The organism is Mitsuaria sp. BK037 (assembly GCF_014193045.1).
Lineage (GTDB): Bacteria > Pseudomonadota > Gammaproteobacteria > Burkholderiales > Burkholderiaceae_C > Roseateles.
Genome location: NZ_JACHYS010000001.1, coordinates 1,255,306 through 1,278,798 on the forward strand (window position 1 = coordinate 1,255,306; position 23,493 = coordinate 1,278,798).

Genomic DNA, 23,493 nt, shown 5'->3' on the forward strand with positions numbered 1-23,493 from the left:
TATACAGTAATTGAGTCATCCAGCTCTCGCATCACCGGCCGCCTGCGAGGGGATTCCGCCGGCGAGCGCCCATGCAAAAGAGGCGCACGCGGCGCCTCTTCCTTGGGGTGTCCGACGCCGTCGCAGCGGCGCGGTGTCACTTCAGCTGGTCGGCCTTGGCCTTCAGCGTGACGGCCTTCTGGCGTTCCAGCTTGGCCAGCTCGTTGTCCGGGTCGAGCTGCAGCACCGTGTCCCAGCCGCGGATCGCGCCGGCCAGGTCCTGCTTGGCGAAGGCGGTGCGCGCATTCAGCGTCGCCCGGGCGATCTGCTTCTTGCGCAGCGCCTCGATGCGGGCGGCGGCGCCGGGATGATCGGCGGCCTCGGCGCGGCGGAACTCCTCCAGCGCCTTGTCCATGCGGCCGGCGCGCTCGTGCGCATCACCGGCACGCATGGCCTTCTCGCCGGGCGACAGTTCGGCCACCGGCGGCGGCGCGGGCGGGGCGGCGGGCGCCGGAGCGGCGGCCACGGTCGCGGGCGGCGCCGCCGGCGCGGTGGCCTTCGGATCGGGGCGCGCCGAGGGGCGCGGATACAGCGGACCCGCCGGCGGCTTGCCGGGGATGCGCAGCACCTGGCCGCCGGCGACCTGGCGCGGCACGCGGATGTCGTTGTAGCGGGCCAGGATGTAGAAGGCGTAGATGTCGCCCATGAAGCGGCCGGCGATCCGCGACAGGGTGTCGCTGGACTGCACCGTGTACGCGAAGGACTCGCGACCCAGCAGCGCCACCGGGTCGGCGGTGATCTGCTTCATGAGGCTGTTGGCCAGCTTGTTGCCGGGATCCAGCTGCAGCGCGCGCTGCAGCTCGGCGCGGGCCTGGTCTTCCTGGCCGGCTTCCAGCAGTTCGATCGACTGCATCGCGGTCTTCTGCGCCAGGGCCTGCTCGGCGGGCGTCGGCGGGACCGGCTCCGGCGGCGGGGGCGGCGGAGGCGGCGCCGTCACCACCGGTTCGGGCGGCGGCGGCGCGGGCGCGGGCGTCTGGCAGGCCGCCAGGGCCAGGCTCAGCAGCAGCACCGAGACGGCCGACAGGGCGGATGGCGCACCACCTCGCAGCGCGGCGGCAATCGAGGGGGAGGCGGTCGGGGCGTCGGGACGGAAAGTGGTCGACATCGGCATCACGTCGGGATTCGAGCGGGGTGGAGTATGAAACAGCGACAAGCCCCCCGCAGGTGACTTTCGTTCATTGAAGCAGGACCTTTGTCACGCAAACATCCCATGCCAGTCTCTCGAGGTCCCAAAGGCAGCATCATGACCCTCACCCTGCGCGCGGTGTCGCTCAACGACCTGCCCCTGACGCAGCCCATCACCGCGCGCTTCGACGCCACCGGGGGAACCATCGGTCGCGCCGACCACAACACCATGGCGCTGCCTGACCCGGAGCGCCACATCTCCCGCCAGCAGGCCGAGATCAGCGCCGACGCCGGCGGTTTCGTGATCCGCAACGTCGGCAGCGCCAATCCGATCACCGTCGCCGGACAACCGGTCGCCCAGGGTCAGGCCGTGCCGCTGCGCCACCTGGACCAGGTCCGCATCGGCGGCTACCTGCTGGAAGTGCAGAACGAGGCCGGCGACGACAGCGGCGCCACCGTGATCCGCCGGGCGCCGGACCTGGCGCGTCCGGTCATGCCGGCGCCTGGGCCCATGCCCATGCCGATCCCGGCGCCGCCGACGCCGCTGGGCGGCGCGACCTCGGCGCCCGCCGCGCTGTCCAGTTCCAACCCGTTCGCCGACCTGTTCGGCGGCGCGCCGACGCCGGCCGACCTGTTCGCCGCGACGCCGGCCCCGGCGCCGCATCTCTCGCCGTTCGCGGCCCCGCCGCCCGCCCCGACGCCCGCGCCGGCCGGACCGATGCTGCTGCCGGACGACTTCGATCCCTTCGCCCCGCCGCCGCCGTCGCGCCAAGCGTCCGCCGCCAGCGCCGCCGGCCCGGCCGCGTTCGACCCCTTCGGCGGCCTGGACCTGGCGCCGCCGCCCGCGCCCATCGCGCCGCCGGCGGCCTCGAACGACCTGGGCTTCGGCGGAGCCTTCGCCGACCTGGTGCCGGGCGACAACAACCGCTCGCTGGACGACCTGTTCGGCTTGCAGGCCCCGGGCGCGGACCCCCTGGCCGGCTTCATGGCCGGCGCGGCGCCGCGCGCCGACACCGGCGCGCGCGACGGCCTGCCGTCGGATCCGCTGGCGCTTTTCGGCGCCGCGGCGCCGGCCGCCAACACCGAGCCGCAGACGCCCGCGCTGCCGGACCACACGCCGGCGCTGCATTCGTCCTTCCGTCCGCCGGAGGTCCGCGGCCCGGCACCGGCGCCGCTGCCTCCGCCAGTTCCGCCGGTGGCCGTGATGCCGCCGCCGGTCATGCCGCCCGCCGCGGTCATGCCGCCTCCAGTGACGCCGCCCCCGGTGATGCCGCCGCCGGCCGTGGCGCCGCCGCCGACCTTCGCCCGGCCGCAACCGGCGGCGTCGGCGACCGCCGCGCCCGGTCAGCCCGCCGATACCGCCGCGCTCTGGCAGGCCTTCTGCGAAGGCGCGGGCGTGCGCATGGCCGCGCCGCCGCAAGGCCTGAACGCCGACCTGATGCGCGTCATCGGCCAGCTGCTGAATGCCTCGGTCGACGGCGCGCTGCGCATGATGGCGGTGCGCGCGGCCACGAAGCACGAGCTGCGCGCGCAGGTCACGGTGATCCGCTCGCGCGACAACAACCCGCTGAAGTTCTCGCCCGACGCGCAGTCGGCGCTCGAGCAGCTGCTGCAGCCGCCGGTGCGCGGCTTCCTGCCCGGCCCGGCGGCGATGCAGGACGCGATGCGGGACCTGGTCGGCCACACCATCGGCACCATGGCCGGCACCCGCGCGGCGCTGGAGGGCGTGCTGACGCGCTTCCAGCCCTCGGCGCTGGAGGCCAAGCTGACCAGCCGCTCGGTGCTGGACAGCGTGCTGGCGATGAACCGCAAGGCCAAGCTCTGGGAGCTCTACCTGCAGCATTTCGAATCCATCCGCGACGAGGCGCAGGAGGACTTCCACACCCTGTTCGGCAAGGCCTTCCTGGAGGCCTACGAAGACCAGCTCGAGCGCCTGAGCCAGCACGGCCAGGGCCCGGCGCCGGTCGCGCCGCACGCACAACCACAGCAGAGCGGGGCCTGAGCCCCGCCGATCGTCCTACACGTCGTTCACACCATGCTCAAGATCCGGGTCGCCGCCTGCAGCGAACAAGGCGCGCGCGCCAACAATGAAGACGCCATCGTGGCGCACGAGAACGGCCCCGGCTGGTATGCCGTGCTGGCCGACGGCGCCGGCGGCCACCGCAATGGCGCGGAGGCCGCGCGGCGCGCCGTCCACCGGATGCAGACCAGCCTGGGCGACGCCACGCTGCCGTGGCGGCCGGAGCTGCTGACCGGCGCGGTGCTGGCCGCGCACGACGACGTGCGTCGCGGCGTCGAGGGCACCGGCCGCGACCGCATGCACACGACGGTGGTGGCGCTGTGCGTGGATGCGCAGCGCAACTTCGCGCTGTGGACCCATGTGGGCGACTCCCGCCTGTACCGCATCCGCGACGGCCAGATCGACACGATCACGCAGGACGACAGCGTGGTGCAGATGCTGATCGAGGCCGGGCTGCTGACGCCGGAGCAGGCCGAGGATCACCCGCACAAGAACCACCTCGTGGCCGCGCTGGGCATCGAGGACGAACTGCATCCCCACACGACCTCGCCGCAGCCGCTGCAGGACGGCGACGTCTTCCTGCTGTGCAGCGACGGCTGGTGGGGCAGCGCGGGCGACACGCTGATCCACGACACGCTGCGCGCGGCCGCCTCGCCGGACGACTGGCTGGCGTCGATGCGCGCGGTGATCGAGGAGCGCGGCTTGCCGGACCAGGACAACTTCAGCGCCATCGCGCTGTGGGTCGGCGAGCCGGCCCTGGCGGTGGCCGCCGAGGCCCCGGCGGACGCGGCCGGCACGGCCACGGACGAGACCGCGGTGGACTCCGGACCCGTCCCGCTGGAGGAGGAAGAAGAGGACGAGTCGACGCGGCGGATGCCGCTCTGAGCGCGGGGCGCGAGCGCGCCGTCGCGGGAGCCGGCGCGAGACGGTGCCAGGCGCCGCGAGACAGTCGCAGACCTCTGGAGACAGCCGATGAGGACGGTCCGTCAAGTCGACGCCGGCGACCTGAGCGTCGGCCTGTGGGACGAGGGTCCGCGCGACGGGCCGGCGGTCGTGCTGCTGCACGGCTTTCCGTATGACATCCATGCCTACGAGGCGGTGACCGATCGCCTGGTCGAGCGCGGCTGCCGGGTGCTGGTGCCCTTCCTGCGCGGCTACGGCTCGACGCGCTTCCTCGAGGCGGACACCCTGCGGTCCGGCGAGCAGGCGGTGCTCGGCGCCGACCTGCGGGCGCTGATGGACGCGCTGAGGATCGAGTCCGCGGTGCTGGCCGGATACGACTGGGGCGGACGAGCCGCCTGCGTGGTCGCGGCGACCTGGCCGGAGCGCTGCGCCGGGCTGGTGTCCTGCAACGGCTACAACCTGCTGCATCCGCCGAACGCGATGGCGCCGGACGAGCCGGCCAACGAGGCGCGCTACTGGTACCAGTTCTACCTGCATGGCGAGCGCGGCCGGCGCGGCCTGGAGCAGCACCGGCAGGCCATGGCGAAACTGCTGTGGCAGATGTGGTCGCCGCGCTGGCCGTTCACCGAGGCGGACTTCCTTCGTACGGCGGCGGCCTTCGACAACCCCGATTTCGTCGAGGTGGTCGTGCATTCCTATCGCCACCGCTATGGCCTGGTCCCGGGCGACGCGCGCTTCCTCGATCTCGAGGCGCAGTTGCTGACCCGACCGGTGATCCAGGTCCCGACCATCCTGCTCGACGGCCTGGCGGACGGCGTTGCCGTCGAGCCCGACACGCGCTCGCACGCGCGCCATTTCGCGCGGCTCGTGCGGCATGAGCGGGTGGATGGCGTCGGCCACAACTTCCCGCAGGAGTGCCCGTCCGTCTTCGCCGCGGCGGTGATGGACCTCGTCGAGGCGGCTGCGAGGGAGCGACGAGTCTGATCAACGCGCCCTGTGCGGGGCGGGGCGGCCTTTCGGCAATTTGCGGAAGACAGATCAGCCAGGGGCCGATGGAGCCTCGGGACGCTGGCGGATAGATTGGCGTTCGACATCACTTCCGCCAAAGGGTTCGCGATGAAGCAGCGCTCTCACCACCGTGCCCCTTCGGCACAGGACCTCCCCGCGGCGCAGGGCGACCGCATGCCGGTGCGAGCGATGCATGAGCGCAGCCCGATCCAGGCGAGGACGCTGCAGGCCTTTGTCGACCAGTCACCCCGCATGCAGGCGCAGCGTCGGCTCGTCGACGGCGTGCTTGGCGGTGCAGAGGGGGATCGGCCAGTGTTGCAGGCCGCCGGCAGGTCTTCGCCGGATAGAGCGGCTGCGGCGTCACCCATGGGTGTCGCTCAGTTGGGCAAAAAGGACTCGGCCATCCCGGACTTCGTGACCGAGTTCTTCGAGCGCCTCAATACGACCTACCACGCGTTCAAGCAGGGCAATTGGAACTTGATCTCGCAGGCTCACGCGCAGGCCCATGGCGCCGCGCCCTCGACCTCAGGGGCGGCGTACACCATCGACGCGATCACTGGCAGGAAGCTGGTCGAGATGCTGACCCGAACCGGTTGGAAGCCTCACGACTCGGAGAGCCGCAAGAGTGCCATCGAGACCTCGGCGGCCTTTTCGAAAGCACGCAGGCAGCAGGGGGCTTCATCGGACCAGGGCGGAGCTCCACAGCTCACGACGGACGACCAGGGCAAGCCGATTCGAACGATCACTTCCCACAAGGCGCGAAAGAAGCTTCATCAAGACGGAGCAAGCGAGTACTACTACCTGAAGGGAAACAATGCGCTCTTCAAGGAGGGCCGTCCGGTGAAGGAGACGGACTATCCGATACCGGGCGCGCTCCAGCCCGCCGCGGCAACGATCGTCGATGTGGACTCGGACGAGTCGGAGGAGTCCAGCGAAGAGAGTGAGATCGAGGCGACCCGGCCGGTGCAATCTGGCGAAGGTGGTTCACCGAAGGACGAGCCCTAGGAGTTCGATCCCCCCCGGCCCGGGTGCCTGCGTGGCCTCTTCCGTCGGGCTTACGGCTGCGGCTTGTCCATCGCCGCATTCGACGCATCCACCGGGGTCGGCCCGCTGCCCAGCTCCACGCCGGTGACGGGCTCGCTCAGCGGATCGGACGCGGTGCGGGTGCGCATGGCCTCGCAGTCGCGTTCCTCCTCCGGCGTCAGGCCCACCGAGGCCTGGCCGTCGCCGCCGTCGACGGCGCATTGGCGCTCGCGGGCCGACTCGTACAGGAACAGCTTGCTGTCGTTCCACGGGCCCCGCATGTCGCCTTCGCCTTGCGACATGTTGTAGTAGACCGAGGCGAACTCCGGCTTGCCCGGCAGCTTGCCCGGCGGGAAGTTGGGGCTGATCGAATACAGCGCCTTCTCGAACGAGCGCTGGTGGGCGATCTCGCGGGTCATCAGGAAGCCGAGCGCCTCCTTCACGCCGGGGTCGTCGGTCACCGCGATCAGCCGTTCATAGACGATCTTGGCGCGCGCTTCGGCGGCGATGTTGGAGCGCAGGTCGGCGGTCGGCTCGCCGATGCTGTCGATGTAGCCGGCGTTCCAGAGCTGGCCGCCGGAGTTGGTCAGCGCCGGTCCGCCGCCGTACAGCACCTGCGTCACATGCGAGTCGTTGCCGGCGCCTTGCAGCGAGCGGAAGAGCTCCGCTTCGGAATCGGTCGCTTCGGCCAACTGGCCCTTGGCGCCCTTGTTGAGCATCGCAACGATGGTGCCGATGACCTCGAGGTGGCTGAGCTCCTCGGTGGCGATGTCGAGCAGCATGTCCTTGCGGCCCGGGTCGTCCTCGGCCAGCGCCTGGGTGAAGTAGCGGCAGGCGGCGGCGAGCTCGCCTTGCGGGCCGCCGAACTGCTCGAGCATCAGGTTGGCCAGCGCCGGATTGCATTCGCGGACGCGGACGGTGTACTGCAGACGTTTGTTGTGGGCGAACATGGAATCTCCTTGCGGTAGGCGGGGAAGAGGGCAACTTGAAGCGCCGCGCCACGCAGACCTCAAGCGGGGCCGGCGTGCATGGCGACAAGGTCGATCTGGCAAGGGCCGATCCAGCGCCGCGATGAGGGTCTCGCCGCCACGGTGGGAGTGCGATGGCCATGGATCGTCGATGGCATCGGCGTTCTCGGTCGCCAGGAAAATTGCGTCGCTTCGTTTCCGACGTTCGGAAGGGCATGCGGCAGAACTCACACACTTGTCCAGGCAAGTGTTTTGGGGTCAGGGCTTGCGCCGGTTCGCGCGCTGCGAGGCGCGCGCGCGTGCTCTCTCTAGCGGGACGCCCCAACGCTCGTATTTCCGCGAGTCGACTGGTTCATCTGCCGGTCGTCCGCAACCGCCTGCCGCCCCGCAACCTCGATGGCATGGGCTTTGCAATGAAGAGGTCGTTGGCATGTGCCAATGACCATTGACGGAGACATCACCATGACTCAGCAATCCAACCAAGGTCAGTCGACCCCAGGCCAGCAGGGCGGTTCCGGCTCGCAGCGCGAGCAGAACCAGCAGAACCAGCAGAACCAGCAAGGTCAACAAGGCCAGCCGGGTCGGCAGGACCAGAACCGCGAGCAGCAGCGCCAGCAGGGTCAGAACCAGGGCCAGCAAGGCCAGGCCTCGCAGGGCCAGGAGCAGCAGCGCCAACAAGCCCAGCAAGGCCAGCAGCGTGAGGACGGCTCGCAGAACCGCGCCGAGCAGCAGCGCCAGCAAGGCGGCCAGCAGCGTGAACAAGGCGGGCAGCAGCGCGACGAGCGTTGAGCGCCGGCAAGCGCAGGGGCCGGCCCGCAGGGGTCGGCCCCTTTCATCTTCCAGCGAAAGGAAATGCCGATGGGCGAAGCCCCGAGCGCCTTCACCGTGGACGACCTCTGCAACGAGCAGCGCATCGAGTCGCTCGACCTGCACCCTTGCGGCCAGCGTGCGGTGTGCGCGGTGAAGTCGGTGCAACGCGCGGACGATGACTACCAGACCCACCTGTGGCTGCTGCCCTTGGGCGGCGGACCGTCGAACCGGCTGACCTTCGTGCCCAGCAAGAACTCGCGGCCGCGCTGGTCGCCCGGCGGTGATCGCATCGCCTTCCTGAGCGACCGGCATGGCGGGCCGAAGCAGGTGTTCCTGATGCCGGCGGACGGCGGCGAGGCCCGCCAGATCACGCGTTTCGCCGGCACCGTGATCGACCTGGCGTGGCGGCCGGATGGCCGCCAGCTCGCGCTGGTCTGCGCGGTCAATGTCGATCCGGACCAGCGCGTCGACGGCACGCGGGAGATCGACCTGCAACGCCCGATCGCCCCCGCGACGGCGCCGGAAGTGGTCTGGCGCCTGCCCTACAAGATGGACGGCTCCGGTTATGTGCTGGGCGCCCGGCTGCAGATCGTGCTGCTGGACATCGAGTCGCAGGCGGCGACGCCGCTCACCCGCGGCGATTACGACGTGGGGCATCTGGCCTGGTCGTGCGACGGCCGGCGTCTGGCCTACACCCGGGGACGCGAGGACGAACGCGAGAGCCACTGCACCGATGTCTGGATGCTGGACCTCGACGGTCCCGCGCAGCCGTTTCCCGAGGCGCGGCGGCTCACCACCACGGTGGCCACCGCCTCGTGGCCGGCGTTCTCCCCCGACGGATCGACGATCGCCTTCATGGGCGCCGAGAACGGCGGCGACGCGATCATGCGGCTGTGGGCGGTGGACGTGGCCACTGGCACAACGCGTCGAGTGGCCGACGAGGATGTCGAGCTCTTCAGCAACGCGCTGTTCTGGGACGCCGATGGCCGCCGGCTGCGCGCGGTGCAGGCCTGGCGCGGCGTCCAGCGCATCGTGTCCATCCAGGTGGACAGCGGCGAAGTCACCCCGCTGGTCGAGCCGCCCGCCGGTCATGTGAGCGCGATGGCGGTGGGCGAGGTGATCGCCTATGTCGAGGAAGGCATGGACCATCCGATCGAAGCCCACCGCTGCGACCTCGACGGCGGCCAGGCGCGACGCATCAGCGACTTCAACGGCTGGTGGCGCCAGCGGCATGCGCTCAAGCTTGAGCGTCGCCGCTTCGAGGTGCCGGACGGCGAGGGCGGCACCGAGCAGATCGAGGGCTGGCTGCTGCTGCGGGAAGGCGAGCCTTCTCCGTGCCGGCTGCTGGTCGACGTGCATGGCGGACCGGCCAGCTATGTGGCGCTGCAGTTCCCGACGACACCCTACTGGCAGGTGCTGGCCAGCCAGGGCTGGGCCATCCTGGCGCTCAACGCGGTGGGGTCGGCCAGCTACGGCCGCCGGTTCAGTGAGCGGCTGCGCAAGTGCTGGGGCAGGCTCGACCTGCCGCAATACCGCGCCGCCATCGCCGCGTTGCGGCGCGAGGGCCTGGTGGACGATCGGGTCGCGATCGCCGGCTCGTCCTACGGCGGCTACTTCAGCGCGTATGCCACCGGCAACTGCGAGGACTTCCGCGCCTCGGTGGTCAGCGCGCCGGTGGGCAACCTGGAGACGCACTACGGCACCTCCGACAGCGGCTACTACGCCGACCCGTTCTCGATGGAAGGCAAGCCCGACGCCAACCGCGAGCTGATGATCGAGCTCTCGCCGATGGCGCACATCGGGCAGGGCAACACGCCGACGCTGTTCCTGCAGGGCAAGGACGACGAGCGTTGTCCGAAATGCCAGTCGGAGGAGATGTTCGTGAAGCTCAAGCGCTCCGGCACGCCGAGCGAGATGGTCCTCTATCCCGGCGGCGACCACCACACGCTGGGCCAGGGCCGACCGTCCCATCGGCTCGACGGGCATGGGCGCATCGTCGATTGGCTGAACCGATGGGTCGAGGTGCCGTTGCCGGCGGCGCCCGGGGAGAAGCGCTGAGCGCTTCTCCGTGCCTTGGCGCGTGGAACGGGGGTTGCCCGTACCACGCAGGGCTCGATCCCGCGAGCCCCCCTCTGGAGATCTCCATGTCCCTTCGTCACCTGGCCGTCGCTGGCGGCGTCGCGCTGTTGTCCGCGCACCTGTTCCGTTCCCTGCGTGCGCCGCAAGACGGCGCACCGGCCTCGGCGCCGCTTCCGGCATCCTCGACGGACGCGTCCTCACCAGGCGCTTCCTTGTCCGACGCTCCCTTGTCCGACCCTTCCTCGGCGGCTGACCGCACGCGGTCCGAAGGCAGCGCGCGCGCCTCGTCGGAGAGCGGCGAGCCCGCGCCTCTGACGCCGCTGGAAGGCGCGGCGGTCGCTGAGTCGCTGCGTGAGCAGGAGCGCCCCGAACTCGGCCTGCCGAGCGACACGCGCAACGATGCCGATCGCGTCCGGCCCGGCCTGGCGGACTTCGCGCGCGGTGCCTGAGTCGCGAGGTTGGCGATGAGGCCACGCACCGCCTTGTCGGCGGCCCTGACCGGGCTGCTGCTCGCCGCCTGCGGCGACCACCGGACCGAATCGCCGATCCAGTCGCCCGGCGCGCCGGCGCGGCCCGCGACGAAGGTCCTGGAAGCGGGCGCCGCGGTTCTGCAGGACAAGCCGCCGATCGAGGCGCTCAATGCCTACCTCGACGGCTTCCACTTCTACAACGGGCGACCCGCGTCGCAGATGGAGGCGCATCACTACTGCGCCGTCCTCAACGAGGAACTCATCCAATGCGTCATCTACGACGGCAACGTCAAGGACGCGAAGCTGATGGGCGTGGAATACATCATCAGCGGCCGGCAGTTCGCGGCCTTGCCGGCGGCGGAGAAGCGCCTGTGGCACAGCCATGTGCATGAGGTGAAGTCCGGCCAACTGATCGCGCCCGGCATTCCCGAGGCGGCCGAGCGGCAGCTGATGGAACGGCTGGTCGGCACCTACGGGAAGACCTGGCACACCTGGCACACCGATGAGGGCAAGTCGCTGCCCTTGGGCGTGCCGCAGCTGATGATGGGCTTCACCGCGGACGGCCAGGCGGACGCGGCCATGGTGGCCGCGCGCGACCAGCGATTCGGCGTCGTCAGCGCGCGCAAGCGCGAGCAGCGCGGCGCCATCCCCGCGCCGCCCATCGATGCGGGCGCGGATGCCTGGCGCCGCGGACAGGTCTATCAGATCCCCGATCCGACGGGCGCGCACGGGGCCGGTGCCCATGCGCCCGGGCGCGCCCCGTCCGCGCGGTGAGCGCGTCGCGTCTTCAGCCCGTGGACACCGCGATGCGCCGCGGCTGCGCATGCGCCTGCTTGGGGATCCGCAACGTCAGCACGCCGTCCTTCATGCCGGCCTCGATGCGGCCCATGTCGAGCTCGCGGCTCAAGGTGAAGGCGCGGCGGAAACGCGGCACGCTCACCTCGGCCCACAGCGGGCGCATGCCGTCCGGCGCGCTGACCGCAGCCTCGCCTTCGATCACCAGCGTCTCGCCATCGAGCCGGACGTCGAGCGCTTCCCGCGGCACGCCCGGCATGTCGGCCAGCAGCGTGATGCCGCCGGCGTCCTCGAAGATCTCGACCGCGGGTTCCGCCACCGCGCGGGGACCGGAGGCCGGCTTGCCGGCCGGCGCGTTCTGCCCGGTCGAGGCCAGTTCCGCGCGGGGGCCATCGGCGCGGGTCAGTTGGGTGTGGGTGGACATGACAGCTCCTTTCTTCGTGAGGTCGTCGTTCACTGGACGTTGATGCGCTGCGGACGGGCGGCTTCGCGCAATCCCACCGTGACGCGCAGCACGCCGTCGCGGTAATGCGCGTCCACGCTGCCGGTGTCGGCATCGTCGGGCAGCGCCACGGCGCGGGTGAAGCGGCCGTGCCAGCGCTCCGCGGCGTAGAGCTGCACGCCGTCGGACGAGTCGCGCGCGGTGGGCTTGCGCTCGCCGGAGATGCGCAGCACGCCGCGCTCGACGGTCACGTCGATGGCTTGCGCGTCCAGGCCGGCGGCGAAGGCGTAGACCTCGATGGAGCGCTCGGTGCGGCCCACATTGATCGGCGGGAAGGCGCCCGCCGTCGCCGAGCGGATGCTGTCCGCCAGACCGTCCGGGGCGCGCGAACGCGACAGCGCCTGCTGCAGCTGGGTGAGCTGCTCCAGCAGGCCTTGAGGGCGGTGGAACACGGTATCGAACATGAGAGACCTCCTTTCCTGGTCGATGAATCGATGGGGCGATGAAAGGGATGGCGCAGGCGCCGTCCCGTGATGAACCGGTGGTGCGGACGACTGGAGACGCGCGGCCGGGCTCGGCCCGAGGTCGGCCCGAGGTCCTGGCTCCGCGCGCTCGCGCCGTCGCGGCAAGGCGGGCGCTATCGCCCGTCAGGACGGGACGCGGCCGTGGTCGTGGTTGCCGTCGCGGCGGGGGAAGGCTCGCGCGCGAAGCAGGGGCGCGATGAGCACTTCAGGCGTCGCAGCGTTTCCCGCGCGAGCAGATAGGCCTGGAGATGGGGCGGGCTCATCACGAGCCGCGTCGAGCGCAGCGGGCGCGCGGGGCGCCGGGTCGGCGCCTGGGAGGGGGTGTCGGAGAGCGGCTTGGCCATGATTCAGTTCCTCGTCCGAATCGGTGGATGGCGGGTCGACACAGATTTAGGAACTGGGGCCTCGCGCTTCAAGAGCCGCGCGATTCAGGGAAAACCCTGATCAACCGGTCTTCTTCGTCAGCAGCGCCGCGAACGCTTCCACGTAGGGCAGGCCGGGCCCCCAGCGCATGTCGATCTGCTGGCCGGGCTCGGGGTTGGGCGACCACACGGTGCAGCCGGCCAGGCGCTCCATGAGCTCGCCCGCCGCCAGCATCGGCATCGCCGAGGTCAGCAGGCTCGCCGGCGCGGTGTAGGTGACCCACTGCACCGCGTTCTCCGGCGCGGGCAGCGTCGCCGCGTGGCTCGCCGGCCAGGGCGGGGCGGCCGCGAGCGCCGCCTCCAGCGAGTCCACCGTGGCGGTGTCGTCCAGCGTGCGCATGGCCGCGTTGGCCAGCACCGTGTACCAGCGGTCCAGGTGGTCCAGCCCCGCGCGGTCGATCGGCGGCTGCGTGCGTGGCTGCGCGATCACCAGCGGGAAATAGCGGCCGACGTTGTCGCAGCTGGCCATCAGCACGCCGAACCACCACTTCATGTCGACCACGCCCGGCGCCCAGGCGAAGCGCAGCACCGGCGCCGTCAGGTAGGTGTCGAGCCAGCGGGCGCCCAGGACCTTGGGCAGGTCCTGCATCATCCCGGACAGCCAGGCGTCGCAGTGGCGCACGCAGTGCTGCGGCAGCCGCCGCTGGGCGAAGTCGCCCAGGGCGGCGACCTTGCCGTACCAGCCCGGCACGGTGTCGCCGGACGTGTTCAGGGCTTCGGGCAACGCGCTCATCGTCGGTCTCTCCTGGTGCGCCTCACAGCCCGCCGGGGCAGCGGAACTCGTTGAGCTCCGGCAGCCGGAACGGGTTGCGGACGCTGCTGGCGGTGACCTCGAAGACCGCCTTGCGGCCCTCGATCTCGAAGGTGGCCTTGAATCGCTCGGGCGCGGCGGTCTTCTCGATCTTGACCCGGTCGAACAGGCGGAACAGCGCCCACGGGCCGTCGTTGACCATGCCGGACGAGCCGCTCGTGCTGGCCGGGCTCAGCTGCACCCGCACCTGCGAGCTGCCGCGCGGCCCCGGCCACTGCACCGAGGTCGGGATCTGCGGGCCGTGGCTGTAGCGCACGATCTGGCCGTCGACGTCGAGGATGAACTGCTGGATCGAGGTGTCCATCTCGATCGGCTTGAAGTCCAGCCGCAGCGACGGCGTGTTGCTGCCCGGGAAGAAGGTCTCCTTGATCGCCTGCGCGCGCTGGAACTGCGGCAGCGTGCCGCTGTCCGCGCCCAGCGGCGTGCCCTCGACCGCGCGGAACTTCCATGGCCGCGTCGTCGTGTCGACGTAGGGCGCGAGCTTCTGCTGGAAGAGCTGGTCGATCTTGCCGCCCGGCGCGAACAGCATCGCGAAGTCGGCCTGGGTCGCGTCGCGCGACGAATTGCGGTCCAGCGGATAACGGCCGGCCACGGCCTGATTGCAGAACTCGCCGACCTGCGAGCGCACCTCCATGCCCAGGTTCTGGCGCATCGCGCCCTGCGACACGCGGGCGCTGCTGCTGCCCAGGTCGTCCAGCATCGTGCGCAGCGGCTCGGGGCTCATCGCGGCGGCGGCCTTCAGCCGCGTGGGCACCGGCGAGGGCGGCGGCGCGCTGCCGCCCTTGAGCGCCGAATCGGCCGCCGTCAGCATGATGTTGGCCTCGGCGATCAGGCCCACCGTCTCGTCCAGCGGCGCCTTGCCGCCGCCCGGGGGCGCGGTGACCATGCTGCGCAGGCCGACGAAGCGGTCGTCGACGATGCTCTCGATGCGCGGCGCGTTCGGATCGGCTTGCGCGGGCTGGCCGGGCTTGCCGGAGAACATGCCCGCGACGCGCTCGCGCGTCTGCTGCACCAGGTCGGCGGCGCGGCGCTCGGCGTTCTCGATCGCGTTGCCCGGCTGGGCCAGCGTGGTCTCGCGCGAGGCCGCGCGCAGGAACGGGCCCAGCGGGCTGTCCGGCGCGGACAGCATGCGCGAGCGCTCCACCGACTGCGGCACCGTCGCCATCGGCAGCAGCTTGACGCTGTTGAGGAAGGCCTCCCAGGCCGCGGCGTAGTCGTTCAGGTAGAGCCGGCGCACGTCGTCCACCAGCGGCGCGTTGGCGCGCACCATGGCCTGCGCATCCTTGGGCGCGGCGGCCACGCCCAGCACCCAGGGCTCCTCGGCGGCCAGCTCGTCGGTCACCTGGCCGACGCGCGGCTGGAAACCGCGCAGGTAGGCGTCGCGGGTGAAGAAGCCCGGCACGCCCTGCGTCAGCGGCGCGCCGTTGGCGCGGGTGAACAGCAGCGGCGCGTTGTGGCCGCCGGCCCGCGCGACGGTGAAGTCGGGGTACTCGGTGCCCAGGCCCTGCGCGCGCAGCCGGTTGTAGATGCGCTGGGGCAGCGGCTGCGTCGCCAGCTGCGTGCGCACCGCCGTCAGCAGCGACGCATCCTCGGGCAGCGGCGAGGCGATGCCCCCCTGCGACAGCAAGGCATCCAGGTGGGCGCCGAGCGCCGCGCGCTGGTCAGGCGTCAACTCGCGGCGGGTGCTTTCCCAGTCGCCCTCGATGTGCTGCTTGAGCGCCTGCGCGTCGAAGTGCTGCGGGTCGTGCAGCATCACGTAGGCCTTGAGCGCCTCATACAGCGTGACCGGCGTGGCGGCGCCCTGGCGCAGCTGCTCCTCGATGCGCAGCACCAGCCGCGGCAGCACCGCGTCGCCCAGCATGCGCTGGTAGGCGGCGCGCGCCGCGCTGTCGATCTTGCGGCCCTGGAACAGGCCCATGCGCATGGACAGCGGCACCTCGTCCTCGACCGCCGCCAGCGCGCGCGTGGCCTGCAGCGCCGGCAGGATCGGCAGCAGGTCGGCCGAGGCGCGGTTGGGCGTGGCCTGCAGCAGCTCGCGGACCTGCTCGGCGCGGGCGCTGGTCTCCTGCAGGTACTTGCGGTTGTTGAAGTAGCTGACCGTCCACGCGGTCAGCAGGCCGACGCCGACGACCGCGACGGCCGCGTAGCCGGCCAGCGCCAGCGCATTGCGGCGCCGCTCCCAGCCGCGGTGCGTGCCGCCCAGGCCGGCCTCGGCGAAGACGACCTCGCCCAGCAGGCGGTTCAGGAAGTAGCTGCGGCCGCTGGCCTGGTTGGGCGCGAGCACCGCATGCTCGATCTGGTAGCTGCGCGCCACCGAGCCCAGCACGCGGTCGATCGGCGTGCCTTCCTGCGTGCCGCTGACGAAGTAGATGCCGCGCAGCTGCGGCTGCGCCTCGTAGGGGGAGGGCGCGAAGACGCCCTCGGCGTACTCGGCCAGCAGCGCGCGCAGGCTCGCGAACTGGGCCGGGAAGCCGTAGATGCGGGCGCGGCGCTGCGGGTCGCGCTCGGCCTGCAGGCGATCGATCAGGCCGTCCTGCAGGCGCTGCTCGAGGGTGTCGAACTCGGCGCCGAAGCCCGCCAGCGGCGAGGCGCTGGCGCGCGGGAAGGTGAAGCCCCAGGGCGCGGCGCGCTGGTCCTTGTCCACCGTGGCGAAGTAGTCCATGAAGCCGGACAGCAGGTCGGCCTTGGTCACCAGCAGGTAGACCGGGAAGCGGATGTCCAGGTCCTTCTGCAGCTCCTGCACCCGGGCCCGCACGGTGGCGGCATGCTGGGCGCGCTCGGCCGGGCTGCGCGACAGCAGGTCGGTCACCGAGACCGTCACCAGCGCGCCGTTGATCGGCTGGCGCGGGCGCGAGCGCCGCAGCATCTGCAGGAAGCCGCTCCAGGTCGCCTTGTCGTTGGTCGGGTCGCTGTCCTGCGTAGTGAAGCGGCCGGCGGTGTCGATCAGCACCGCGCGGTCGGTGAACCACCAGTCGCAGTGGCGCGTGCCGCCGACGCCGCGGATCGCGTGGTCGCCCATCTGGTCGGCCAGCGGGAAGTTCAGCCCGCTGTGACGCAGCGCGGTCGTCTTGCCGGACCCCGGCGCGCCGATGATCAGGTACCAGGGCAGCTCATAGAGATAACGTCCGCCGAAGCGCGAGCGCAGCTTCGCGCCGAAGCCGGCCGAGCCCTCGGCGCCGAAGCGCGAGCGCTGCAGCAGCTGCAGCGCCTGCCGGAAGCGCTCCCGCACGGCCAGCATGTCGGCGCTCTCGCGCTCGGTCGTGTCGGCGGCCGGTTGCTGCAGCAACTGGTTGACGACGGCCGTGTTGCCGCGCTTGGCGCGCCAGCGGCTCCAGGCGATGCACAGCGCCACCACCAGCACCAGCAGGCCGATGGTGATCCAGCGCGAGCGCGCGGTGTCCAGCGGACGCGCCTCGCCGACGGCGATCAGCGGGCCGACGATCCAGATCAGCAGCGCGACCGCCAGCACCAGCACCGCCAGCAGCACCCAGCGGTTGAAGATCCATCCCAGGACGCGTTTCATCGCGAAGCTCCGCGCGCCGGCGCGTCGGGCGCGCGGCCATTGATCATCAGACTGACCTCGACGCGCCGGTTCAGCGCGCGGTTGGTCGGGGTGTCGTTCGGCGCCACCGGCTCGGCCTCGGCGCGGCCCTCGGCGCGGATGCGCTCGGGGGCGACGCGGCGCGCGATCAGCAGCTCGCGCACGGTGTTGGCGCGTTCCTCGGACAGGTGCCAGTTGGACGGGAAACGGGCGGTGCGGATCGGCGTGTTGTCGCTGTGGCCGGTCACCAGCACCGTGCCCTGCACCTGCGTCAGCGCGTCGGCGATGCGGCCCATCAGCGCTTCGCGCTCCGGGACGATGGTCGCGCTGGCCGGCGCGAACAGGCCGTCGCCGCGGATCGTGACCACGCTGCGGTCGACCTCGTCGCGCACCGCGACCAGCCCGGCCTTGATGTCGGACTGCAGGAACTGCGCCAGGCGCGGCTTGGCCGGCGGCGGCGGTGGCGCGACCACCGGCGGCGAGAGCCGCAGCGACTGGATCTGGCCGAACACCGGATCGGAGCGATCCGCCAGCGAGAGCGTCAGCGTCAGGTACACGCCCACCAGCAGCAGCGCCGTCAGCGCCGCGGTCGCCGCCAGCGGCAGCCAGCCGATGTGGCGGCGCTGCACGGTCGGCTCGACCTGCCAGTGCTGCGCCAGCGCGGCGGGATAGTCGCCGCGCTGCTGCTTCAGGATCTGCGCCAAGCGGTCACGTACCGCCTCGAGTTGCGCGGGGCCGTTGTCGATGACGCGGTAGCGGCCGGCGAAGCCCAGCGTCAGCGCGGCGTAGATCAGCTCGAGCAGATCGCGGTTGGCATCGGGCTTCTCGGCCAGGCGCGCCATCAGCTGGAAGACCTTTTCGCCGCCCCAGGTCTCGTTGTGGAACATCGACAGCAGGCTGTGCCGCGCCCAGACGCCGGAGCCGCCCCAGGGGGTGTCGGCGCAGGCCTCGTCGATCATCGTGCAGAGCACGTAGCGCGTGGCCATGACGCGCTCGGGCGGGATGCCCGCGGCGGCGGCGCGCGCGGCAAAGTCGCGGATACCCTGGGCCAGGTTGTTGCGCAGCGCGGCCACGTCGTCGACGCGGCGCGTCGTGCGCAGCTGCGGCACCAGCAGCAGCAGCGGGTTGGCCAGCGTCAGCAGCGGGTTGAGCCCGGCGGCCGGCGGAGCGGCGTCGGGCTGGACCGAGTCCGGCGCGGGCGAGGCGCCACGCGGCGCCTGCGCACCGCCGGGGCGGGGCTTGATGAAGGTGCGCTGATCGTCGAAGCCTGCGAACGGATCGTTGAGCGCGGAGGGGTCCATGCCGGCTCCCGGAGGTTGCTTGTCTTGTCGATGGAAGGGCTGAGGAGCGGGGACCAGGCCCGGCATGCCGCCGCGCGGGGCGGCTATTGCCGGATGGCCCAGAGCTCAAGCTCCAGTCCGGGGAAGTCGCCGGCCACGTGCAGCGCCAGGCTGCCGCTGCGCTCGAGCTGTTTCCACAGTTCGCCGCCGCGGTCCAGCTCGAAATAATGGAAGCCCGCATGGAACGGCAGCTGGCGCGGCGCCACCGGCAGCGCGCGCAGGCCGATGCCGGGCAGCTGCAGGTTGACCAGGTCGCGGATGCGGTCCACCGGGCCCAGCTTGGATTGCGCCGGGAAGCGCTGGCGCAGTTGCTCGGCCGAGACCTGCGCATTGACCGCGATGACGAAGCTGGCGCTGCGCAGCAGGTCGGCATCGGGCACGACGGCGGTGCGCACGCCATGGGTGCGCTCGGTCAGGTCGATCTGCAGCGCGTTGCGCTCCAGCACCACGCTGAGCATGCGGCGCAGGTCCTCCAGCAGCGGCGCGAAACTGCCGCGCAGGTCGTCGTGACGGTACAGCGGATATTCGGGCGCCAGGCGGGTGTCGCTCACGAAGGTGGCCAGGTCGCCGGCCAGCTGCAGACAGTCGCGGTGCAGCAGCTCCGGATGGACATGCGGCGACTCGGCATGCTGGCGGAACAGCGGGTCGGCGCGGTTCAGCGCCTGCAGCATCAGGAAGTCGGCCAGCTCGGACACGCCGTTGCCCAGCTGCCCCATGCGTGAGGACAGCAGCTGCGCGCGCTGGCGCACCAGCCCGTGCAGCAGCGAGGCCATCGCGGACAGGTGGCCGCTGGCGTCGATGCGGGTCTGCGGCGGGATGTAGCTGCGGTCCAGCACCAGCTGCTGGTCGGCGCGGCGCTCGGCCACGCGGGCCACGCCCAGCGCGGCATAGGCATCGTTGAGCTCGCGCGCCGGCAGCAGCCGCAGCGTGAGCGCGCCGGTCTGGACCGGCTCGGGCTCGTCGCCGGCGCTGGTCTGGTCGCGCAGGTCCTGGTCGACGACGTGGTAGCGGTGCAGCTCGCCGGCATCGTGGCCGTTGAAGGCCACCTGGTCGGTGCCCGGGCGCGCGATCGGCGCGGCCAGCACGATCATGTCGCCCTTGAGGTCGGCAGGCACCTCCAGCGGCGCCATCGCGGCGTCCGCCTGCGGGATCTGGAAGGGCGTGCCGTCGGGCAGGATGCCGCTGGCGCGCACGATGCCCAGCCGGCCGACGCTCAGCAGCGCCTCGTCCAGCACCAGCTCGGTGAAGCCCCAGCCATGCGGCGCGAGCGCGCGCGCGCGGCTGTCGACCAGGTGCTCCAGATATCGGGTTTCCTGCTGGAAATGGTGGGGCAGCAGGAACATGCCCTGCGACCAGATGACCTTGCTGTGCCAGCTCACGGCTGCTTGACCGAGGCGCTGACCGACAGCTCGTCGGCCTGGATGAGGACGTCCTGCTTCTTGCCGACCATCACCGGCACCACCGCGCGCCAGCGCGCATGCTCCAGGTCGCGGTAGGCGCCGAAGACGGCGATGAAGCGGGTCTCCGGCGACAGCGTCTTCTTGTTGATGGTCCGGGATTCGCCAGGCTGGAGGGTCATTTCCTCGCGGGCGACCATCTCGGTGCCAAGCTCGGCCTGGTCCTTCTGGTACAGGCTGATGAAATCGGCAGCATTGAAGGCGTTGGTCGACTTCAGCTCATACACCCGCACCAGCAGCGGGGAGGGGCGCTTGTTGACGCTCGGGTTGAGCTGCGGCGACGCTTGGATGCTGCCGCGCACCTCGGTGGGCTTGGGCGAGCTGGAGAAGGGATTGAGCTTGTCGATCGACGAGCAGCCCCCCAGCAGGCCGAGCGCGCCCAGCGCCAGCAGCATTCCTGTGGCGCCCCGGCGAGCGGCGCGCATGTATCCGTGGTGTCCCGAACGAGGCGTGAGCATCTTGGCTGTCCTTCTTGACCGGAGGAAAGGATAGCCAGTGGGGGCGGTTGGGCCTCGTGACTTAGGTAATCGGGGAGGGTGTCCCCGACCAGGACCGTACTGCGTCGGTTTTGCGACCGAGGACGGCGGGCGGGGGAGGGCTCAGGCGGTGCGGAGGCGGAATTGGCTGACCAGCTTGGCCAGTTGCTGGGCCTGGCCGTTGAGGCTCTCGGCGGCGGCGGCGCTCTGCTCGACCAACGCGGCATTCTGCTGGGTCACCTGGTCGAGGTGGGAGACCGCGCCGCCGACTTGCTGGATGCCGCCGTTCTGTTCCTGCGTCGCCGCGGAAATCTCCCGGATCAAGGTGTCGACCTGGCCGACCTGGGCGACCACGCGCTGCATGACCTCGCCGGCCCCCTCGGCCTGGCGGGCGCCCGTGTCGACACGGTCGACGCTGGCCTGGATCAGGCCCTTGATCTCGCGGGCGGCGCCGGCCGAGCGCTGCGCCAGCGCACGCACCTCGGAGGCCACGACGGCGAAGCCGCGCCCCTGCTCGCCGGCCCGGGCCGCCTCGACCGCCGCATTCAGCGCCAGGATGTTGGTCTGGAAGGCAATCGAGTCGATGACGCCAATGATGTCCTCGATGCGCCGCGAAGCATCGCTGATGCCCTGCATCGTCCGGACCAGCTCGCCGACAGCCTGGCCACCCTCGCTGGCCGCGCCGGAGGCATCCGCCGCCATGCGGCTGGCCTCGCCGGCCGAGGCCGCGCTCTGCGACACCGAACTGGTCAGCTGCTCCATCGAGGCGGCCGTCTGCTGCAGGCTGCTGGCCTGGCTTTCGGTGCGGGTGCTCAGATCAGCATTGCCCTGGGCGATCTCGCGCGATCCGGTGGCGATGCTCTCGCTGCTGTCGCGCACCTGGCCGACCAGCGCCCCCAACTGACCGACCATCCGCGCCATGGCCCGCAGGAGGTCGGCGGGCTCGTCGCGGCCCTCGGCGTGGATGTCGACGGTCAGGTCGCCGGCGGCCACGTCCTCGGTGGCCTTGACCGCCTCGGCGATCGGCGAGGTGATGGAGCGCGTCACCTGCCACGCCAGCGCGATGCCCACGGCCAGCGCGGCGGCGACGACCAGCAGCGTGATCAGCCGGCCGTGGTCGTAGGACTCGGCCGCGGCCCGGGCAGCGTGGTCGCCGCCGGCGCGGTTGAAGTCGATGCCCTTGGCGATCGCGGCCGACACGGCGACGAACAGCGTCGTGGTGCGCCCGGTCGCCAGTTGACGGGCGTTCGCGTGCTCGGCCTCGCCGGCGGCGGCCGCGCGCAGCAGCTCGGCGTCGGCCGCCAGGTAGGCCGTCCAGGCCGCCCGGATGTCCTGGTAGAGGGCGCGTTCGGTCTCGCCGGTGATGCTGGTTTCGTAGGCCTTGGCGGCCTCGTCGAACGCGCGCAGTGCGCTTTCACGCTCGCGGCCGCTGGCGGCGCGGGTGGTCTCGTCGGTGACCAGCGCGGCCCGCAGCGACTGGCGGCGGGCGAGGTTGGCGGCATCGTGCATCGCGCCCAGCCGGGTGACGCTGGGCAGCCAGTTGCCGTTCAGGTCCTGGACGTTCTCGTTGATCCGGGCCATCTGCAGGGTCCCGAACCAAGCGCTGAAACAGAGCAGGGCGAGGATCGCCGCAAAGGCCAGCGCCAGCCGCCTGCCGATCCGGAAATTACGAAGCAAGGCCATGGGAAGCTCCCGGAAACATTGCCTGGAATTTCCCTGGCGGGGCAGGCCGGATGCCCGGGTGGTGGCCAGGCATGCTCGCTTCCCCTGGGCTGACAACGTTGTCATGGTGTCGTATGCTCCGCGCCCACAAGAAGGAGACAAGTCGATGAGCGCAGATCTTTCCCGGATCACCGGGGGCGGCACGCCGTCCGGGCCGGCCCTGGCGGAAGCGGCACCGGGCGCCGATCCGGGCGCGGCGGCCCCCGCGCGGCCGGCCCGCCATCCGCTGACCTGGGTGCCGTCGCTCTATCTGGCGATGGGACTGCCGAACGTGCTGGTCGGCGCGGTGGCGGCGATCCTCTACAAGAACCTGGGCGTGTCCAACGAGGACATCGCGCTCTACACCTCGCAGATGTACCTGCCCTGGGTGCTCAAGCCGCTGTGGTCGCCCTTGCTGGAACCCTACCGGACCAAGCGCTGGTGGGTGATCACGATGCAGTTCCTGATGATGGCGTCGCTGGGCGCGGTCGCGTTCTGCCTGCCGCTGGACGGCTTCTTCCGCGCTTCGCTGGCCTTCTTCTGGATCACCGGTTTCGCCTCCGCGACGCAGGACATCGTGGCCGACGGCGTGTTCATGACCACCATGCCGCCCCGCGAGCAGGCCAGTTACGCCGGCCTGCAGGGCATGTGCTGGAACCTGGGCGCGGTGGTGGCCTCGGGGCTGCTGGTGTCGCTGACCGGCTGGCTGCACGCGTCGCTGCACTGGACCTGGGTGCAGTGCTGGATGGCCGTGATGCTGGGGGCGGCGGCGATGATGGGCGGCTTCGGCCTGTGGCACCTGCGGGTGCTGCCGCCGGGCGCGCCGGCCGCGGTCCACGGCCAGGACCTGGCCACCGCGATGCTGTCGCTGCGGCAGTCCTGGGCCACGCTGTTCCAGAAGCCGTCGATCTGGATGATGCTGGCGGTGGTCTTCTTCTATCGCTTCGGCGAGGGCTTCATCGAGAAGTTCGGCCCGCTGTTCCTGCTCGATCCGCGCAGCGCCGGCGGCCTCGGCCTGGACAACGGCGCGCTGGGGCACATCTACGGCACGGCGGGCACGGTGGCCTTCATCGCGGGCGCCTTCCTGGGCGGCTTCATCGCCGCGAAGATGACGCTGCGGCGGTCTTTCCTGCTGCTGGCGATCTCGCTCAACCTGCCGCACCTGACCTATTACTACCTGAGCCACGCGATGCCGACCGACCTGTGGTGGATCGGCGCCGTGGTCGCGATCGAGAAGTTCGGCTTCGGCATGGGCTCCGTCGGCCACATGCTGTACATGATGCAGCAGATCGCGCCGGGGCCCTTCAAGATGACCCACTACGCGATGGCCACCGGCGTGATGGCGATGACCAAGTGGGCCACCGGCAGCGTCAGCGGCTGGCTGTTCGCCGGGGTCGGCCAGCACTACGCGAGCTTCTTCGGCTGGGTGCTGGTGTTCTCGATCCCGCCGATCGTGCTGGCCTGGTTCGCGCCGTTCCCGATCCGGGCCGGACACGACGGCGAGGCCGAAGCCACACCGGCCAGCGGGCACTGATCCTT

General features: G+C 71.3%; 19 protein-coding genes. 9 read left to right on the top strand and 10 right to left on the bottom strand.

All coding sequences use genetic code 11. From position 1 onward, the window contains the following. Positions 1-136: 136 nt before the first annotated feature. Entirely contained in the window at positions 137-1,144 is a 1,008-nt protein-coding gene (locus FHT37_RS05505; protein ID WP_175538245.1) for a LysM domain-containing protein, read from the bottom strand. A gap of 138 nt (positions 1,145-1,282) precedes the next feature. On the opposite strand from FHT37_RS05505, the gene tagH reads away from it, so the two are divergent. The 4 genes from tagH (at position 1,283) to FHT37_RS05525 (ending at position 6,100) form a co-directional block, all read left to right on the top strand. Further along, entirely contained in the window at positions 1,283-3,166 is a 1,884-nt protein-coding gene (tagH, locus tag FHT37_RS25610; RefSeq protein ID WP_183479343.1) for a type VI secretion system-associated FHA domain protein TagH, read from the top strand. Positions 3,167-3,199: 33 nt separating this feature from the next. Continuing rightward, positions 3,200-4,069: a PP2C family serine/threonine-protein phosphatase gene (locus tag FHT37_RS05515; protein WP_183479345.1), complete on the top strand. Its 870-nt coding sequence runs from the start codon at positions 3,200-3,202 to the stop codon at positions 4,067-4,069. Positions 4,070-4,156: 87 nt separating this feature from the next. Beyond that, positions 4,157-5,071 (top strand): alpha/beta fold hydrolase, encoded by a 915-nt coding sequence (locus FHT37_RS05520; protein WP_183479347.1) that lies wholly within the window; start codon positions 4,157-4,159, stop codon positions 5,069-5,071. Between the two features lie 96 nt (positions 5,072-5,167). Beyond that, positions 5,168-6,100: a hypothetical protein gene (locus tag FHT37_RS05525; protein WP_183479349.1), complete on the top strand. Its 933-nt coding sequence runs from the start codon at positions 5,168-5,170 to the stop codon at positions 6,098-6,100. 50 nt (positions 6,101-6,150) lie between these two features. On the opposite strand, the gene FHT37_RS05530 is transcribed toward FHT37_RS05525, so the two are convergent. Next, a complete protein-coding gene (locus tag FHT37_RS05530) occupies positions 6,151-7,068 on the bottom strand; it encodes a manganese catalase family protein (RefSeq protein ID WP_147240472.1) in 918 nt (305 codons plus the stop codon). 480 nt (positions 7,069-7,548) lie between these two features. On the opposite strand from FHT37_RS05530, the gene FHT37_RS05535 reads away from it, so the two are divergent. From FHT37_RS05535 to FHT37_RS05550, 4 genes are all read left to right on the top strand, one after another. Then, positions 7,549-7,875 (top strand): hypothetical protein, encoded by a 327-nt coding sequence (locus FHT37_RS05535; RefSeq protein WP_183479351.1) that lies wholly within the window; start codon positions 7,549-7,551, stop codon positions 7,873-7,875. Between the two features lie 69 nt (positions 7,876-7,944). Beyond that, positions 7,945-9,954, top strand: coding sequence for a S9 family peptidase (locus FHT37_RS05540; RefSeq protein WP_183479353.1), 2,010 nt, complete (start codon positions 7,945-7,947; stop codon positions 9,952-9,954). A gap of 248 nt (positions 9,955-10,202) precedes the next feature. Further along, positions 10,203-10,424 carry a hypothetical protein gene (locus FHT37_RS05545; RefSeq protein ID WP_183479355.1) on the top strand — a complete coding sequence of 74 codons (222 nt, stop codon included), beginning with the start codon at positions 10,203-10,205 and terminating at the stop codon, positions 10,422-10,424. Positions 10,425-10,439: 15 nt separating this feature from the next. Continuing rightward, a complete protein-coding gene (locus FHT37_RS05550) occupies positions 10,440-11,219 on the top strand; it encodes an OBAP family protein (protein WP_183479357.1) in 780 nt (259 codons plus the stop codon). A 13-nt stretch (positions 11,220-11,232) separates the two neighbouring features. On the opposite strand, the gene FHT37_RS05555 is transcribed toward FHT37_RS05550, so the two are convergent. From FHT37_RS05555 to FHT37_RS05590, 8 genes are all read right to left on the bottom strand, one after another. Continuing rightward, a complete protein-coding gene (locus FHT37_RS05555) occupies positions 11,233-11,664 on the bottom strand; it encodes an Hsp20/alpha crystallin family protein (RefSeq protein WP_147240469.1) in 432 nt (143 codons plus the stop codon). 29 nt (positions 11,665-11,693) lie between these two features. Continuing rightward, complete coding sequence (locus FHT37_RS05560; RefSeq protein WP_091724487.1) at positions 11,694-12,146, bottom strand: Hsp20/alpha crystallin family protein; 453 nt, start codon at positions 12,144-12,146, stop codon at positions 11,694-11,696. 504 nt (positions 12,147-12,650) lie between these two features. Next, positions 12,651-13,361, bottom strand: a complete 711-nt coding sequence (gene tagF / locus FHT37_RS05565; RefSeq protein ID WP_091724489.1) for a type VI secretion system-associated protein TagF — start codon at positions 13,359-13,361, stop codon at positions 12,651-12,653. Positions 13,362-13,383: 22 nt separating this feature from the next. Next, the gene (tssM, locus tag FHT37_RS05570; RefSeq protein ID WP_183479359.1) at positions 13,384-16,962 is read right to left on the bottom strand and encodes a type VI secretion system membrane subunit TssM; all 3,579 of its coding nucleotides are present in this window, start codon (positions 16,960-16,962) and stop codon (positions 13,384-13,386) included. Continuing rightward, positions 16,959-18,281, bottom strand: coding sequence for a DotU family type VI secretion system protein (locus tag FHT37_RS05575; RefSeq protein ID WP_091724491.1), 1,323 nt, complete (start codon positions 18,279-18,281; stop codon positions 16,959-16,961). Before FHT37_RS05575 ends, tssM begins: the two co-directional genes overlap by 4 nt. An 83-nt stretch (positions 18,282-18,364) precedes the next feature. Next, positions 18,365-19,699: a type VI secretion system baseplate subunit TssK gene (tssK, locus tag FHT37_RS05580; protein ID WP_091724492.1), complete on the bottom strand. Its 1,335-nt coding sequence runs from the start codon at positions 19,697-19,699 to the stop codon at positions 18,365-18,367. Next, positions 19,696-20,202: a type VI secretion system lipoprotein TssJ gene (gene tssJ, locus FHT37_RS05585; protein WP_221210959.1), complete on the bottom strand. Its 507-nt coding sequence runs from the start codon at positions 20,200-20,202 to the stop codon at positions 19,696-19,698. Before tssJ ends, tssK begins: the two co-directional genes overlap by 4 nt. A gap of 174 nt (positions 20,203-20,376) precedes the next feature. Beyond that, on the bottom strand, positions 20,377-21,936 hold the full coding sequence (locus FHT37_RS05590) for a methyl-accepting chemotaxis protein (RefSeq protein WP_255489495.1): 1,560 nt from the start codon (positions 21,934-21,936) through the stop codon (positions 20,377-20,379). Between the two features lie 145 nt (positions 21,937-22,081). Between FHT37_RS05590 and FHT37_RS05595 the strand changes: the two genes are divergently transcribed. Further along, positions 22,082-23,488 carry an MFS transporter gene (locus FHT37_RS05595; RefSeq protein ID WP_183479363.1) on the top strand — a complete coding sequence of 469 codons (1,407 nt, stop codon included), beginning with the start codon at positions 22,082-22,084 and terminating at the stop codon, positions 23,486-23,488. The last annotated feature ends 5 nt before the right edge of the window (positions 23,489-23,493 follow it).

Bases quoted from the DNA above. Each gene is read 5' to 3' on its own strand.
- FHT37_RS05555 (WP_147240469.1), bottom strand. From the start codon at position 11,664: ATGTCCACCCACACCCAACTGACCCGCGCCGATGGCCCCCGCGCGGAA.
- FHT37_RS05530 (WP_147240472.1), bottom strand. From the start codon at position 7,068: ATGTTCGCCCACAACAAACGTCTGCAGTACACCGTCCGCGTCCGCGAA.
- FHT37_RS05575 (WP_091724491.1), bottom strand. From the start codon at position 18,281: ATGGACCCCTCCGCGCTCAACGATCCGTTCGCAGGCTTCGACGATCAG.
- FHT37_RS05560 (WP_091724487.1), bottom strand. From the start codon at position 12,146: ATGTTCGATACCGTGTTCCACCGCCCTCAAGGCCTGCTGGAGCAGCTC.
- FHT37_RS05550 (WP_183479357.1), top strand. From the start codon at position 10,440: ATGAGGCCACGCACCGCCTTGTCGGCGGCCCTGACCGGGCTGCTGCTC.
- tssJ (WP_221210959.1), bottom strand. From the start codon at position 20,202: ATGCGCGCCGCTCGCCGGGGCGCCACAGGAATGCTGCTGGCGCTGGGC.
- FHT37_RS05595 (WP_183479363.1), top strand. From the start codon at position 22,082: ATGAGCGCAGATCTTTCCCGGATCACCGGGGGCGGCACGCCGTCCGGG.
- FHT37_RS05520 (WP_183479347.1), top strand. From the start codon at position 4,157: ATGAGGACGGTCCGTCAAGTCGACGCCGGCGACCTGAGCGTCGGCCTG.
- tssM (WP_183479359.1), bottom strand. From the start codon at position 16,962: ATGAAACGCGTCCTGGGATGGATCTTCAACCGCTGGGTGCTGCTGGCG.
- FHT37_RS05515 (WP_183479345.1), top strand. From the start codon at position 3,200: ATGCTCAAGATCCGGGTCGCCGCCTGCAGCGAACAAGGCGCGCGCGCC.
- FHT37_RS05540 (WP_183479353.1), top strand. From the start codon at position 7,945: ATGGGCGAAGCCCCGAGCGCCTTCACCGTGGACGACCTCTGCAACGAG.
- tagH (WP_183479343.1), top strand. From the start codon at position 1,283: ATGACCCTCACCCTGCGCGCGGTGTCGCTCAACGACCTGCCCCTGACG.
- tagF (WP_091724489.1), bottom strand. From the start codon at position 13,361: ATGAGCGCGTTGCCCGAAGCCCTGAACACGTCCGGCGACACCGTGCCG.
- FHT37_RS05590 (WP_255489495.1), bottom strand. From the start codon at position 21,936: ATGGCCTTGCTTCGTAATTTCCGGATCGGCAGGCGGCTGGCGCTGGCC.
- FHT37_RS05505 (WP_175538245.1), bottom strand. From the start codon at position 1,144: ATGTCGACCACTTTCCGTCCCGACGCCCCGACCGCCTCCCCCTCGATT.
- FHT37_RS05535 (WP_183479351.1), top strand. From the start codon at position 7,549: ATGACTCAGCAATCCAACCAAGGTCAGTCGACCCCAGGCCAGCAGGGC.